The organism is Streptomyces sp. NPDC008086 (genome assembly GCF_042957325.1).
In the GTDB taxonomy this organism is placed as follows: domain Bacteria; phylum Actinomycetota; class Actinomycetes; order Streptomycetales; family Streptomycetaceae; genus Streptomyces.
In genome coordinates, this window is the sequence record NZ_JBIBIA010000002.1 from 729,765 (window position 1) to 743,682 (window position 13,918).

The 13,918-nt window shown below is 70.4% G+C and carries 11 protein-coding genes and 1 tRNA gene; 4 read left to right on the forward strand and 8 right to left on the reverse strand.

Annotated elements, in window-relative coordinates; genetic code table 11:
* Window positions 1–26 precede the first annotated feature (26 nt).
* Together ACFZBP_RS09245 and ACFZBP_RS09250 are read right to left on the reverse strand one after the other, a co-directional pair.
* Window positions 27–1,520, reverse strand: a complete 1,494-nt coding sequence (locus ACFZBP_RS09245) for an aminopeptidase P N-terminal domain-containing protein (RefSeq protein WP_391411311.1) — start codon at window positions 1,518–1,520, stop codon at window positions 27–29.
* A gap of 138 nt (window positions 1,521–1,658) precedes the next feature.
* A complete protein-coding gene (locus tag ACFZBP_RS09250; RefSeq protein ID WP_383449608.1) occupies window positions 1,659–3,170 on the reverse strand; it encodes a PP2C family protein-serine/threonine phosphatase in 1,512 nt (503 codons plus the stop codon).
* Between the two features lie 496 nt (window positions 3,171–3,666).
* Between ACFZBP_RS09250 and ACFZBP_RS09255 the strand changes: the two genes are divergently transcribed.
* Together ACFZBP_RS09255 and ACFZBP_RS09260 are read left to right on the forward strand one after the other, a co-directional pair.
* The gene (locus ACFZBP_RS09255) at window positions 3,667–4,326 is read left to right on the forward strand and encodes a bifunctional DNA primase/polymerase (protein ID WP_234766279.1); all 660 of its coding nucleotides are present in this window, start codon (window positions 3,667–3,669) and stop codon (window positions 4,324–4,326) included.
* A 56-nt stretch (window positions 4,327–4,382) separates the two neighbouring features.
* Complete coding sequence (locus ACFZBP_RS09260) at window positions 4,383–5,051, forward strand: hypothetical protein (protein WP_391411314.1); 669 nt, start codon at window positions 4,383–4,385, stop codon at window positions 5,049–5,051.
* A 243-nt stretch (window positions 5,052–5,294) separates the two neighbouring features.
* On the opposite strand, the gene ACFZBP_RS09265 is transcribed toward ACFZBP_RS09260, so the two are convergent.
* The 3 genes from ACFZBP_RS09265 to ACFZBP_RS09275 form a co-directional block, all read right to left on the reverse strand.
* Entirely contained in the window at window positions 5,295–6,260 is a 966-nt protein-coding gene (locus ACFZBP_RS09265) for a DUF5926 family protein (RefSeq protein ID WP_391411317.1), read from the reverse strand.
* Between the two features lie 128 nt (window positions 6,261–6,388).
* A complete protein-coding gene (locus tag ACFZBP_RS09270) occupies window positions 6,389–7,027 on the reverse strand; it encodes an ATP-binding protein (RefSeq protein WP_391411319.1) in 639 nt (212 codons plus the stop codon).
* Window positions 7,028–7,258: 231 nt separating this feature from the next.
* Entirely contained in the window at window positions 7,259–8,086 is an 828-nt protein-coding gene (locus ACFZBP_RS09275) for a glycerophosphodiester phosphodiesterase family protein (protein ID WP_391411321.1), read from the reverse strand.
* A 266-nt stretch (window positions 8,087–8,352) separates the two neighbouring features.
* Between ACFZBP_RS09275 and ACFZBP_RS09280 the strand changes: the two genes are divergently transcribed.
* Together ACFZBP_RS09280 and ACFZBP_RS09285 are read left to right on the forward strand one after the other, a co-directional pair.
* On the forward strand, window positions 8,353–9,990 hold the full coding sequence (locus tag ACFZBP_RS09280; RefSeq protein ID WP_391411323.1) for a trypsin-like peptidase domain-containing protein: 1,638 nt from the start codon (window positions 8,353–8,355) through the stop codon (window positions 9,988–9,990).
* Window positions 9,991–10,104: 114 nt separating this feature from the next.
* Window positions 10,105–10,189 (forward strand) — tRNA-Ser (locus tag ACFZBP_RS09285).
* Between the two features lie 137 nt (window positions 10,190–10,326).
* Here the strand turns inward: ACFZBP_RS09285 and ACFZBP_RS09290 are convergent.
* The 3 genes from ACFZBP_RS09290 to ACFZBP_RS09300 all read right to left on the reverse strand — a co-directional run bounded on the left by ACFZBP_RS09290 (window position 10,327) and on the right by ACFZBP_RS09300 (window position 13,917).
* Window positions 10,327–11,742: a tyrosine-type recombinase/integrase gene (locus ACFZBP_RS09290; protein ID WP_391411325.1), complete on the reverse strand. Its 1,416-nt coding sequence runs from the start codon at window positions 11,740–11,742 to the stop codon at window positions 10,327–10,329.
* A 60-nt stretch (window positions 11,743–11,802) separates the two neighbouring features.
* Complete coding sequence (locus ACFZBP_RS09295) at window positions 11,803–11,991, reverse strand: AlpA family transcriptional regulator (protein ID WP_306690076.1); 189 nt, start codon at window positions 11,989–11,991, stop codon at window positions 11,803–11,805.
* A gap of 450 nt (window positions 11,992–12,441) precedes the next feature.
* A complete protein-coding gene (locus ACFZBP_RS09300) occupies window positions 12,442–13,917 on the reverse strand; it encodes an ATP-binding protein (protein WP_391411624.1) in 1,476 nt (491 codons plus the stop codon).
* Window position 13,918 lies beyond the last annotated feature (1 nt).

Below are 13,918 nucleotides of genomic sequence, written 5' to 3' on the forward strand. Positions count from 1 at the left end.
TTTGGTATCCGGCCATCAATCCAACGTCAGCCCTTCAAAGAGGCCATCCAGCCCTCGACCTCGTCCGACCGCCGAGGCAGCGCAGCGCTGAGGTTCCGATTCCCCTCTGCCGTCACCAGGATGTCGTCCTCGATCCGCACCCCGATCCCCCGGTACTCCTCCGGCACGGTCAGGTCATCGGCCTGGAAGTACAACCCGGGCTCGACGGTCAGCACCATCCCGGGCTCCAGCACACCCTCGACGTACGTCTCGGTCCGCGCGGCAGCGCAGTCGTGCACGTCCATGCCGAGCATGTGCCCGGTACCGTGCAGCGTCCACCGCCGCTGGAGCCCGAGCTCCAGCACCCGCTCCACCGGCCCCTCGACGAGCCCCCACTCGACCAGCTTCTCGGCGAGGACCCGCTGCGAGGCGTCATGGAAGTCCCGGTACTTCGCGCCCGGTTTGACGGCCGCGATACCGGCCTCCTGGGCCTCGTACACGGCGTCGTAGATCTTCCTCTGGATCTCGCTGTAGCGGCCGTTGATCGGCAGCGTCCGCGTGACGTCGGCGGTGTAGTACGTGTGCGTCTCGACGCCCGCGTCGAGCAGCAGCAGGTCACCGGAGCGCACGGGTCCGTCGTTGCGCACCCAGTGCAGCGTGCAGGCGTGCGGGCCGGCGGCGCAGATCGAGCCGTAGCCGACGTCGTTGCCCTCGACACGCGCGCGGAGGAAGAACGTGCCCTCGACATAGCGCTCGCTCGTCGCCTCGGCCTTGTCGAGGACCTTCACCACGTCCTCGAAGCCGCGCACGGTCGAGTCGACGGCCTTCTGCAGCTCGCCGATCTCGAAGTCGTCCTTGACCAGCCGCGCCTCGGACAGGAAGACCCGCAGCTCGTCGTCGCGCTCGGCGGTGACCTTGTCGGTCAGCGCGGCCTCGATGCCGGCGTCGTAGCCACGGACGACCCGCACGGGGCCGGTGGCCTCGCGCAGCTTGTCCGCCAACTCGCGCACGTCGGACGCGGGGATGCCGTACAGCGTCTGCGCCTCGGTGAGCGAGTGCCGGCGGCCGACCCACAGCTCGCCCTGGCCGGAGAGCCAGAACTCGCCGTTCTCGCGGTCGGAGCGCGGCAGGAGGTAGATCGTGGCCTCGTGGCCCTCGCCCCTGGGCTCCAGGACGAGCACGCCGTCCTCGGTCTGGTTGCCGGTGAGGTACGCGTACTCGACGGACGCGCGGAAGGCGTACTCGGTGTCGTTCGACCGGGTCTTCAGGTTGCCCGCGGGGATCACCAGGCGCTCACCGGGGAACCGGGCCGACAGCGCGGCACGGCGGGCCGCGGTCTCGGCGGCCTGGGGGATCGGCTGAAGGTCGCGCAGCTCGGTGTCGGCCCAGCCGGACTTCATGTTCTCGGCGAGCTCTTCGGAGACGCCCGGGTACAGGCCGTTCTTGCGCTGCTTGATCGGCTCCTCAGACTCGGTCTCCGGGCCCGCTGCGTCAGCAGCACAATCTGACACTGCCGGGGTGAGCTCGTCGGCCACGGTCATCCTCCTCGATACGGCATTCGACCCCGTCCATCGTACGGTCGCGAAGGTGGGGGCCCAGGGCGAAGGACCGCTCGCCCGCCGCTGCTATGGCGCAGCCCACGTGCCTGTTATGGGGAGTGACCGCGGAGCCACGAGCCGCTACTCGAAGCGCGCCGCCAGCAGTACGACGTCCTCCTCGCTGTCCGCCCGGTCCACGCCGTCCGGCAGCACGGTCCGCAGGACGTGGTCGACGACGGCGTCCGGGTCGTGCCGGATCGCCCTCGGCACCCCGGCCGCCGCCGCGTGCAGCCGGGCGAAGGCGCGGTCGGTGGGGTCGCCGGTGCGGTGCAGCAGCCCGTCGGTGTACAGCAGAACCGTCTCTCCGGGTTCCGTCGTCAGCTCCACGCTCGGCGCCTCCCAGCAGGCCAGCATGCCCAGCGGCGCGGACACGGAGGTCTCCACGAACTCGGTGCGCCGATCGCCGATCAGCAGCGGCGGGGTGTGGCCGGCCCCGGCGAGCGTGATCTTGCGCAGGGCGGGCTCGCAGTAGGCGAACAGGGCGGTGGCGGAACGGGCGGGCTCGGTGAGTCTGAGCAGCAGCTCCAGGTCGGACAGGACCGCGACCGGGTCCTCGCCCTCCATGACGGCGTACGCCCGCAGACTGGCTCGCAGCCGTCCCATCGCGGCGACCGCGCTGGGCCCGGACCCGGTGACCGAGCCGACCGCCAGGCCTAGCGCGGCGTCCGGCAGCGGCAGCGCGTCGTACCAGTCGCCGCCCCCGCGCGGGCCGGTGCGGTGCCGCACGGCGAGCTGGACGCCGGCCATGCGCGGCAGGCGGGAGGGGAGCAGTTCCTCGGCCATCGTCTTCATACACGCGCGCGTGCGCTCGATTTCGAGGAGCCGGGACAGGTGCTCGGTGGCGTAGCGGGTGTACAGACCGACGAGGTGGCGCTGGCGCTCGGCCGGTTCGGCGGGCTCGTCGTACAGCCAGACGGCGGCGCCGAGGCGGCCGGCGGCGTCGGTGGACAGGGGGAGGGCGTAGCTGGCGGCGTAGCCGAGGCGGGCGGCGACCTCGCGGTGGCGGGGGTCGAGTCCGTCCTCGGAGAGGAGGTCGGGCTGGGCGATCTCGCCGTCGCCGCCGGGCAGTCCGTCGAGGATCCTGCCGTACGACATCGCGCTGCGCGGCACGGTCTCGATGTGCCCGAGGTCGGCGCGGGCGAGGCCGAGGCCGATGGTCGTGTCCGGGCCAAGTCCGTCCGCCGGTTCCAGGACGACGAGACCGCGCCGGGCGCCCACGAGGGCGGATCCGGCGCGCAGCAGTTCCTGGAGGGCGTCGGCGAGTGCGTCCGTGCGGGCCAGGCGTTCGGTGAGTTCGTGGAGGGTCGTGAGGTCCGAGACCCAGCCGGCGAGGCGGTCCTGGAGCACCGCGCCGGGTGCGTTCGGCGCAGGGACCGGTGGGGTTCCCGGGGCCGCGGGCGCGGGCGCGACAGTGTGTGCGGGCGAGGGAACCGTGGAATCGATTCCGGCCACTTTCGAAGGGTGAGGGGCGTTCATGGCGTCCGGCTTTCCGACCGGTGCGTATTGCTCAAAAGCATCGCAAACCCCCATGTCATTCTGCGCCGCTAGCAGTGTCTCCACATGTACACGCACTCGTAAGGGGATGTCCAGCATTGTCCTGCCGGGATTCCTGGTGTCCGTGGGTAACCTGAGCACTCGTCGTAGACCTCTTGCGTAAAGGCAAAGTTGGCTTAAAACTGCCTCAGGGAACGGGGTATTGCGGTCGACTGGTTTCGCTCCACAGAGCGTCACAGCGGTCGTGATGGGTACGTACTCGGTGAAGGCCAGGGGTGGTTGACAACCGCCCGGAACCTGGTGACGGACCCGGGCGTCTTAGCCACCGACGATCGTGCCCCATCCTCCCGTGGCGGAGGCGAAGAGAAATACGCGCGACGGCAAACGCCATACTTCGCCACCCCACGCACGTGCTTTTGATGGACGACGTATGGACGAGGCTGCCGCTGAAGCAGCCAACGCTCGGCCCATAGGGGATCCCCTTGCTCGCGGCAGGGGTGTGATGCGCCTACAGGTACGCACAGTGAAGTGATCGACACATGGTGTGATGTGACCACGGTGTTGCCAGCGGTGCAACGGAAAGGAACGAGCGCTCATGCGCGAGATCCTCGGAAGGCGACGCAGGCTTCTGCGCGGCGACGGGAAGTCTGAGTTGATCAGCGCGGCCCTGACCTTCGCGACGGAATGGCGCTGGCCCGTACTCCCGGGCGTGACGACGCACCCGCAGGGACACTCCCGCTGCGGCTGCCCCGACCCGGACTGCACGGTGCCCGGCGCGCACCCCTTCGACCCCGGACTCCTCGCGGCCACGACCGACGAGCGCATGGTGCGCTGGTGGTGGGCCAACCGGCCCGCGGCGCCGATCATCCTCGCCACCGGCGGCACGGCGCCCTGCGCGGTCAGCCTGCCCGCCCTGCCGGCCGCGCACGCCCTCACCGCGCTCGACCGCATGGGCATGCGTCTCGGCCCGGTCGTCGCCTCGCCGGCCCGCTGGTCGATCCTGGTGAAGCCGTACTCCATGGAACAGCTGGGCGAACTGCTGTACGCCAAGGACTTCGTCCCCGGCTCCCTCCGCTTCCACGGCGAGGGCGGCTACATCGCCCTGCCCCCGTCCGAGACCGGCCAGGGCCCCATCACCTGGCAGCGCGCCCCCCTCCCCGGCTCGGCCTCCCCGTGGGTGCCCGACGTCGAGGCCGTGGTGGACGCGGTGGTCGAGGCCCTCACTCGTACGGGTGTGAGCGCGCCCGAGTTGTAGGGCCATCCGGCGCGCGCGGAACGGCACATGCCCGTGCGGTCGTTACATTCCGCAGTATGCCGCGTCATACCAGGGGAAATAGGGCACCGTCGTCGCATCGCCGCGGGCCGAACCATCGAAGAGTCCGTCTGATCGCCCTCGCGTCCGTCGCGGCGGCCGCGGTCGCCCTGCCACTGGCCTGGGCGGCCGCCGGCCAGGTCGTCGACGCGGGCCGGGCCGTCGTGGGGGCGTCCGACCGAGAGGCCGTACGGCCCTCCTCGCCCGCCCCGAAGGACGGCGCCGTACGTCCGTCGCCACGCGGCGACGCCAAGGCGCCCTCCGCCGATCCGACCGGCACCGCGCTGCTGCTCGACCTCGGCCTGTCCACCGCCGTGCGCTGCGGTCCGGAACTCACCTCGCCCGAGGGCATCGAGGCGCAGACCTGTGTCCTCACCCAGGGCGAGGAGACCTGGGCGCGCACGTACTTCCGCAATGCGACGGGCGGTGCGCTGGACTCCGTGCTGAGCCTCATGGGGCCCGGTGGGCGCACGCTGCAGATGCGCTGCGTCGTGGGCACCGAGGACGAGCCGGGGACGTGCGAGACGCCTCGGGAGCGCACGCGCGGAGGTTCGGACGCCTATACGGCGGTCACGGAGTTCGCGGAGCGGGCCGGGCGCGGGGCGCTGTTGCTGCGTTCCGCGAGCAACTCCGAGCCGGGCAATTCCGAGGAGTCCTCGGGCCGTTGACATGTGCCGCCGTTCCGTAAAGGAACGTGCACATGGAAAGACCCGGTTGCTGGCGACGGGGGATGCACCAGCAACCGGGCTACTCGAACGGTAACAAGAGATCGGCGGTTCGCAAATTCGATCCGGGCTTTCCAGTCACGGATTCCCTTGCTCCGCATGGGAGTTGTGATCGGATTCACCCTCCCGGAGCGGGTCGGTTCGGCTGAACGGCCGTTCAGCCGAACCCGGTCTCCGCGGGGCGCGTCAGCTGAGCGTGACCTGCCGGTTGGTCAGGCCGCCACGCGCGCGACGCTCGTCAGGAGTGAGCGGAGCGTCCGTGGCCAGGGCGGTCGCGAGGCGCTCGGCGAACTCGGCCGCCGGCTTCTCCACATCCTCGGCGCCGACACCGCTCGGCAGGTCCCAGACCGGCACGGTGAGGCCGTGAGCACGGAAGGAGCCCACGAGACGGGTGCCGTCGCCGAGGCTCGACCTCCCCGCCGCGTGCAGCCGCGCGAGGGCGTCCAGAAGCTGCTCCTCGGGGTGCGGCATGACCCAGCGCAGGTGGTTCTTCTCCGGCGTCTCGCACCAGTACGCGGCGTCCACGCCGGTCAGCTTCACGGTCGGGATGGCCGCGGCGTTGGCCCGCTCCAGCGAGGCGGTCACCTCCGGAGTGGCGTTCTCCGCGTCCGGGACCCAGAACTCGAAGCCCGGGTGCACAACTGGCTCGAACGCGCCTTCCGGGTCGAGCAGATCCTGCAGCCGCGGACCGTCGGCCGGGGCGCGCCGGCCCTGGACCGGGGTGCCGGGCTTCGCGGTGAGCGCCTGCTGGAGCGTGTCGGCGAGGTCGCGGCTGATGTCGCCGGACGCCGTGTCGTTCTGCAGGCCCAGCAGCACCGAGCCGTCGTCGCGGCGCAGGGCCGGCCAGGCCATCGGCAGCACCGTGGCCAGCGTGACGGACGGGACGCCCTCGGGGAGGCCGCCCTTCAGGGGCAGTTCGACGGTGGCGGCGGGCACCAGCTCGCGCAGGGCCACCCAGTCGCACTCGCCGGGCAGTCCCTCGAACGGGCGCTGCACCAGCTCGGTCACCGCGTGCGCGGCGGCCCGGCCGTGACAGGCCTTGTAACGCCGGCCGCTGCCGCACGGGCAGGGTTCGCGCGCGCCGACCACCGGGATCTCTGCGTCGCTGAGCTGCGGGCGCTTGGCCTTGGTCTGGGGTCGCTTCTTGGCCATCGTGGGTGTCTCCCGGTTACGGCTCGTCTCGTACGGGCGCGAGCCTAGCCGTTCACGCCATCGTCGACGGGAGCCTGTGGACAACCCACCGCTCGTGCCGGAAGCGGTGCTTGGGCGACCGGGGCCCTTCAGTCCAGGTTGTCGAAGGCGTCCGCGAAGTCGAGACCGGATATCGCGCTCACCGCCGGTGCCGCGACGCGCGTAGCGAAGTCGGCGCGACGGTGCCCCGCGTCGGGATCGTGAACGTCGTCATGGACCACGACCCAGACGGTGACCTCGCCCCGGGCGTCGTCCCGGACGCCCCAGTCGTCGGCGAGCGCGGTGATGATGTTCAGCCCGCGGCCGCCGTGAGCGGTGACCGAGGGCGTGGCCGGAGCAGGGCGAGTGGGTCCGCCGCCGTCCGTCACCTCCACGGTGAGCCTGCCGCTCGCGTCCACGCGCCATGCGGCCCGGACGTCGCCGTCCCCGGCCAGTGCGTCACCCAGTGGTCGGCCGTGTTTGCACGCGTTGCTCAAGAGTTCGGAAAGAATCAGTACGGCGTCGTCGATGACCGATTCCGCAACGCCACCCCTGCGCAACTGTGAGCGCATACGGTGTCTCGCTTCCCCCACGCCCGCAGGGCCATGGGGTACGGCCATGCTCGACGACGTGGGCACCTCCTGTGCCACCACCAACGCCACCCCCGAGACCTCCTTTGCCCCACGCCACGGTGTGGATGCCCCATTGGCCTGTACCGGAAACCGGCCAATCAAGGTCCGGTGACGCATTCGCAACGATCGAATACGGACCGAACGCGCCGGAGCACACCCTGTAATCGGGATGGCTGAAATCCGTCGGTGTGGCCGAGAGTGGAGGATGGGGCTGAAGGGGCACATGGGTCAATAGGTTGCGCAGGGATTGGTGAGGTTTCGAGGCTTTCCAGGTGCACGCTTTGCCTGAGGCCCGCCTGTGAGTGCTCCACGCGTGCGTGTACGGGCGTGTGCGTGGGCGTGCGTGTGTCAGCGGCCGAGCTGGTGCAGCACCGCGCGCGGGCGGTTGGTGATGATGGCGTCGACGCCCAGTTCGACGCAGAGGTCGACGTCCTCGGGCTCGTTCACGGTCCAGACGTGCACCTGGTGGCCGGCCCGCTTCAGACGCTCCATGTACGCCGGGTGGCTGCGCACGATCCGGATCGAGGGGCCCGCGATGTGGACGCCCGCGGGCAGCCGCCCGTCCCGCAGCCGCGGTGAGACGAACTGCATCAGATAGACCGTCGGCAGCGTCGGCGAGGCGGCACGCACGCGATGCAGCGAGCGGGCGGAGAAGCTCATGACGCGTACCGGGGAGTCGGCGGCCGAGGCGGGCGCGTCGAGCCCGAACCGCTTCAGCAGGACCAGCAGCCGTTCCTCGACCTGCCCCGCCCACCGGGTCGGGTGCTTGGTCTCGATCGCCATCTCCACGCGCCGCCCGGCGTCCGCGACGAGCTCCAGCAGCCGCTCCAGGGTGAGTACGGAGGTGTCCTCCGGGTCCTCCGGCCGGAACTCCCAGTCGGGCTCCTCGGCCCGGTTCTTCCACGAGTCGCGGTTCTTGCGGGAGCCGAAGTCCAGGGCGGCGAGCTCGGCCAGCTCCAGCGCGGAGACCGCGCCACGGCCGTTCGACGTACGGTTGACGCGGCGGTCGTGGACGCAGACGAGATGGCCGTCCGCGGTGAGGCGTACATCGCACTCAAGCGCGTCCGCACCGTCCTCGATCGCCTTCTTGTACGCGGCCAGGGTGTGCTCAGGAGCGTCTTCGGAGGCTCCGCGATGGGCGACGACTTGGATCTGGTGCTGCCGTGCGTGGGTCACCGCGTCATGGTGCCACCGCAGGGGGGTAGACGTGCGAGCGGAGAAGGCGTGAGGACACTGAGATTGCGCCTTTTTGGTCGCACTTGACCTATGTAAGGAGTGGCCGTGGACGCACAGCAACCGCTTATGGTGCTCTGACGGCCCGTGGGAAAAGCTGACCGCATACACAAAGGCATGCACAGCTGAGCGCACCGGCCGTGGACAAGCGTGAACGGGCGTGACCGAGTGCGACCGAAGAAACCAGCCGTGGATCGAGGAGAGAAGCTGTGAGCACCGAGAACGAGGGCGCCGCGGTACCCCCGGCCCCGTCCGCACCCCCCGTGCCGGTGGACGCTCCCGCTGCTCCGGCGCCCCAGGAGCCGCCCGCTCCCGAGGGCGGTGCCGCCCCGACCACCCCGCTGCCGCCGGTACCGAGCGATGCCCCGGCGAACCCGAACGGCACCCAGCCGCCCGCTGCCCAGCCGCCCGCCGCCGAGCCGTACGCCAGTGAGCCGCGCGGCCCCGAGCCGGTGGCCGACGGATCCCAGCCGACGCACGCCCAGGCCGCCTCGAACGGAGCTCAGCCGACCGGTCCGGCCGTCCCGACCGCTTCGCAGGGCTCGGCCCCCGACGCCTCCTGGCCGCCCCCGCCGCCGCCCGGCACGCCGCCGTACGCCGACGCCGGTGCCCCTGGGGGTGCCGGTGCCGGCATGGGCGCCGCGGGCATGGGCGCCGCCGGTATGGGTGCGGGCGGAGCCGGTGCGGGCTCCGGCTGGGGCACGACGTACCAGCAGCCGGAGCCGAAGTCCGGCCGCGGGCGCGGTGGCCTGCTCGCCGCCGTGCTCATCGCCGCGCTGGTCGCGGGCGGCCTGGGCGGCGGCCTCGGCTACACGCTGGCCAAGAACGACGACAACACCTCCTCGACGACCGTCTCCGCCTCCGACAGCGGCGGCTCGCTCAAGCGCGACCCGGGCACCGTCGCGGGCGTGGCCGCCACGGCGCTGCCGAGCACCGTCACCATCCAGGCGGAGAGCAGCGCGGGCGAGGGCGGGACCGGCACGGGCTTCGTCTTCGACCGCGAAGGCCACATCCTCACCAACAACCACGTGGTCGCCGACGCGGTCGACGGCGGCAAGCTGACGGCGACCTTCCCGAACGGCAAGAAGTACGACGCGGAGGTCGTCGGCCACGCGCAGGGCTACGACGTCGCGGTCATCAAGCTCAAGAAGGCCCCGTTGGACCTGAAGCCGCTCACCCTGGGCGACTCCGACAAGGTGGCGGTCGGCGACTCGACCATCGCGATCGGCGCCCCGTTCGGCCTCTCCAACACGGTCACCACGGGCATCATCAGCGCCAAGAACCGCCCGGTCGCCTCCAGCGACGGCACCGGCAGCAACGCGTCCTACATGAGTGCCCTCCAGACCGACGCCTCGATCAACCCCGGCAACTCCGGCGGCCCGCTGCTGGACGCCCAGGGCAATGTGATCGGCATTAACTCCGCGATCCAGTCCGCGGCGAACGGCCTGGGCGGCACCAGCCAGTCCGGCTCGATCGGCCTCGGCTTCGCCATCCCGGTCAACCAGGCCAAGTACGTGGCCCAGCAGCTGATCAAGACCGGTAAGCCGGTCTACGCCAAGATCGGCGCCTCCGTCTCCCTGGAGGACACCGCCGACGGCGCCAAGATCACCGAGCAGGGCGCCAGCGGCTCGGACGCGGTCGAGGCGGGCGGCCCCGCCGACAAGGCCGGCCTCAAGCCCGGCGACGTCATCACCAAGCTCGACGACACGGTGATCGACTCCGGCCCCACCCTGATCGGCGAGATCTGGACCCACCAGCCCGGCGACAAGGTCACGATCACCTACGAACGGGGCGGCCAGACCCACACCGTCGACGTCACCCTGGCCGCCCGCACGGGCGACAGCTGACCCGACCGCCCACGCGCGCGTACAGCCCGGGCTCGACAAGAGGGGATCACCATCCCCGCACAGCGGCCGAGGCCGGTAGTCTGTACGCGCTCCGCCCCTGGTGGGCCGGGGCGAGGTGGGTTGCCCGAGCGGCCTAAGGGAACGGTCTTGAAAACCGTCGTGGCGCGAGTCACCGTGGGTTCAAATCCCACACCCACCGCAGGCAGGTCAGCTTAGGTGCTGGTCAGAAGGGGTGCCCCGGTCTCCGGAGCACCCCTTTCGCATTGACCCTGTCTCACCCCTTCTCGCCCATATCCCAGCGTTGACCAGTACGTATGGGCCATCTGTGGGCCAGAGTCAGGACCCTTCCCCCTCGTCGAGCGCGCGGGAGATGAGGTCGTTGGAGTGCTGCTGACCGCCCTTGAGGATCTTTGCGTAGAAGCGGTAGAGCACGGCGATGCTGTGGCCGGCGCGCGCGGCGACTTCCGCGGGGTCCACCCCCGATTTGATCCAGAGGGAGACTCCCGCGTGCCGGAGGGAGTACGGCACGGCGGCGAGGTCCGACTTCACCTCACGGGGCGTGAGGACCACCTTTCGCGCTTTCTCCCAGATGTCGCAGTACTCGGTGGACGGGACGCGCCCTCCCCGCGAGGCCCGGAACAGCCGGCCGTCGTCGGCCGTGCCGTAGCGCTCGATGTGCTGACGAAGGAGGTGCACGAGAACGGGCGGAATGGGCACGGTCCGTGTCGCTCCCTGCTTACGTCGCTTGAGCCCTCGCTTTTCGTACGACGTGCCCTCATCCGTCCAGCCGCCGCCGACTTCCGGGCGGCTCTCCCCGAGCAGGAGTTCACCCCACTCCTGAACGGTGTCGGGCGAGTTAGGCGGCAAGGCGCAGTCGGATTCGGTGAGCGCGACGATTTCACCAGGCCGCATGGCGGCGTAGTAGAGGCATCCGAAGAACGCGTGGAGGTGCTGACCGCGGGGGCCAGAGTCGCGGACTGCCCCGAGCAGGGCTCGCGCCAACCGTGGGTCCGGCACGTACCGGAAGTCGATTTCGTCGTCACTCTCGGGCGCAGTCCAGTCCACTCGCGGGAGAGGGTTGGACGCGAGTAGGCCCTTCTCCTCGACTGTGTAGCGAAGGACGTTGCTCAGCACCATGCGCTTACGTCGGGCGGTGTTCTCCGCGGCTTTCCCACCGTCCAGACGGAGCGAGAGGGCTTCAAGGGCGGGACGCAGGAGCGCGGGATCCTCCAAGGCCTTGACCTTGATGGAGCGGGCGGCGACCCATTCCAGCGCGGTGCGGATCTCCGCTGGTGGTTCTTCGGCTGCGTAGCGCGGGACCCAAGTGCCGTCCGGCCCTCGAACTGCGCGAAAGGCCCACTGGTAGAGCGCATCGCGCAGCACTGAGGGGTTGGGTGCCCCCCGCTTGTTCGTGACGAGTGCGGGCGTCACGACCGCGAGGGATTCCGCGATGCTCGCCCGGTGCTTGGCGGCGGCGCGCGGCCACTTCATGAGTACGTACTCCGTGACGTGTTCGTACCAGGACGGAGAGGTCAGAGCCATCAACTCACGTGCGGGCAAGCCCGTTTCCTCGTCGAACTGCTGCTGATCCCGCAGAGCCGCCATCAACTCGGCCCGGCGCCCATCTGCCTGCGGCTTCAGCTTGAAGCTGCGGGAGTGGGGACGCTCGCCAACCCTCCAACGCAGCTCCCACGGCTTGGGACGGCCGGCGCGCTTGCGGATGGACCAGATATCGACGTCATACGTGAGCATGTCTCTCCAGACGTGACGAGGGGCCCGCGCTCAGCGCGGGCCCCAGTGAAGCGGTTTGATCTATGCGGCGTGCTGCTCGCAGCGCTCCCACCAGGCATCAAGGTCGGCGCGGCTGACGCGGACTTGGCCGTTGGGGAGCTTGCGGAGACGGGGGGCTTGGCCGCGGGCGCGCATGCGGTAGAAGGCGGCGCGGCTCATGCCGATCTCTTCGAGGACTTCGGGGAGCTTGAGCATCTGAGGGCGTGCCACAGTCGACTCCTTCGAGGCTCTAGTCGTGGCGGGGCTGGCACCTGTCCGAGGTTGAGATTTCTGCGTCACCGCGTCACCTGCGTCATTCAGGCTTCTGACCTGCGGTTATCGGTGACGGAGCACGGTGGGTCTGCGTCACCGCCGCGTCACCTGCGTCACCGGGGGGTGACGCAGGTGACGCACGATGACGCAGACGGTTGGGCTCTGCGTCACCGCCTTCTCTGCTGGTCAGGGGCCGTTTTCCGGCGTGGGTGACGCAGGTGACGCAGCGTTCCCCTACTTAGGAAAAGAGAGGGGGTGGTGTCTGTTGTTGGGCGCGGCTTCGAACGCGAAGAAGGAGCCGCTGCGCGGCGCGTCCTTCGGGCGGTGCTGCGCACCGAACAGAAAGAGGAGCACCCAGGGCCGCGTCGCCCCGGGTGCTCTTCTTGCGGTTGTGCGGTGACCCCGCGCTCAGAACGCCGTTTCCTGCTGAGGCCCGGGTGCCAGCGCGGGCTCGGTCAGCTCGATGTAGCGGGCCGTTTTTGTGCGTCCCCAGTCCACGACCAGGCCGCGGGCGGCGAGGGTGGGCTGAAGGCGCTTGAGGCGGTCGGAGAGGACCTTGCCGGTGGTCGGCCACCCCTTGGGCAGCGGGCGGCACTCCTCGCCGCTGTAGAGCCGGGTGAGCAGGTGCAGCCACTCCGCGGACGACATCCGCTCCTGTGCCCCGGGTTCCATGCCGGCCGCGTACTGGAGCACGGTCTGCGCGAGCAGGTCGCCCTCGATGACGTCGTCGTTCAGATCGTCCAGCCCCGCCCGGTAGGCCGCCAGCGCACCCAGGCCCATCGCCTCGTCGAGCTGAGCGCACAGGTGGGCGAAGTCCGCCATCCGCAAGTCGGTCGGCGTCTCCGCGGTGGCGGCGCGGACCTTGACGGTCAAATCCAGCAGGGAGCCGAGCATGACGGGCAGGGCTTCGGCGTACTCCGCCCACAGTTCCGCTTCGGTGCGCCGCACCTTCGGGCGTTCCAGGCGCAGCGGGAGGAGGCGTTCGGCGAGGTCGGGGCGGATGACGCCGACGTCGATGCCGGTCAGGAGCAGGGGGCGGCGGTAGCGGGCGCGGAAGACGTCTCCGTCGGTGAACAGGGCGCGCTTGACGCTCTCGGCTCCGGTGACGATGCAGCACATGGCGTCGGACAGGTCCGGGGTCATGTGGGAGAGGTTGTCCAGCGCGGTGACCCATCCCGCGGCCACGGCCGCGATCAGGTTGTCCTCGTCCTTCGGGGCCCGGCGCAGGTCACCCGTCATGCCCTCGATGAGCCGGATCAGCATCCGCCCGCCGGTGGACTTCCCCGCGCCCTGGGGGCCGGTGAGGAAAGGGGCGGGGACGGGCACGGAGGGTTCCAGGCAGCCGATCAGCCAGGCCATGGCCAGGCACTCGGTCTCGGCGCCTGCGAAGTTGCAGAGCCGAAAGAGCAGGTCGATGCCCTTGCCGTTGGTGTCCTTGGCGGGCAGCGGCAGTTCGCCGGTGAGCTGGGTGCGGCGCCAGCACACCTCGCTCGGGTCGGGGACGGCGATGTCCCAGCCAGTGGGATGGATGCGGACCGACTGGCCGTCGTTGCGGCCCAGGTCCAGCCAGGTGGCACCGTCCAAGCCGGGGGCGACGCGGATGTGGACGGGCTGGACCTGCTCCGTGAGGGCGAGTGCTTCGATCAAGTCGAGTGCCTCCTTCATCGCGGTGCCGTTGAACGTGCCGAGTCCGTCCTTGAACAGGCCGACCATGAGTTCTTGGCGGTGGCTTCCGGTGGTGCCCTGGGAGCGGATCGGGCGGGCCACGGGGTGGCCCTTGCGCTGTGCGTAGACGGTGCCGTCCGCGGTGCGGAAGTAGCGGAAGCGCTCTTGCGCGTAGTCCGCGATGACCTTCCGGGCCGGGTTCTTGTCGTCGTCGTCCATG

Excerpts from the sequence above, each read along its gene's own strand:
- ACFZBP_RS09245 (WP_391411311.1), bottom strand. The coding sequence starts at position 1,520 with ATGACCGTGGCCGACGAGCTCACCCCGGCAGTGTCAGATTGTGCTGCT.
- ACFZBP_RS09250 (WP_383449608.1), bottom strand. The coding sequence starts at position 3,170 with ATGCTGGACATCCCCTTACGAGTGCGTGTACATGTGGAGACACTGCTA.
- ACFZBP_RS09255 (WP_234766279.1), top strand. The coding sequence starts at position 3,667 with ATGCGCGAGATCCTCGGAAGGCGACGCAGGCTTCTGCGCGGCGACGGG.
- ACFZBP_RS09260 (WP_391411314.1), top strand. The coding sequence starts at position 4,383 with ATGCCGCGTCATACCAGGGGAAATAGGGCACCGTCGTCGCATCGCCGC.
- ACFZBP_RS09265 (WP_391411317.1), bottom strand. The coding sequence starts at position 6,260 with ATGGCCAAGAAGCGACCCCAGACCAAGGCCAAGCGCCCGCAGCTCAGC.
- ACFZBP_RS09270 (WP_391411319.1), bottom strand. The coding sequence starts at position 7,027 with ATGCGTCACCGGACCTTGATTGGCCGGTTTCCGGTACAGGCCAATGGG.
- ACFZBP_RS09290 (WP_391411325.1), bottom strand. The coding sequence starts at position 11,742 with ATGCTCACGTATGACGTCGATATCTGGTCCATCCGCAAGCGCGCCGGC.
- ACFZBP_RS09300 (WP_391411624.1), bottom strand. The coding sequence starts at position 13,917 with ATGGACGACGACGACAAGAACCCGGCCCGGAAGGTCATCGCGGACTAC.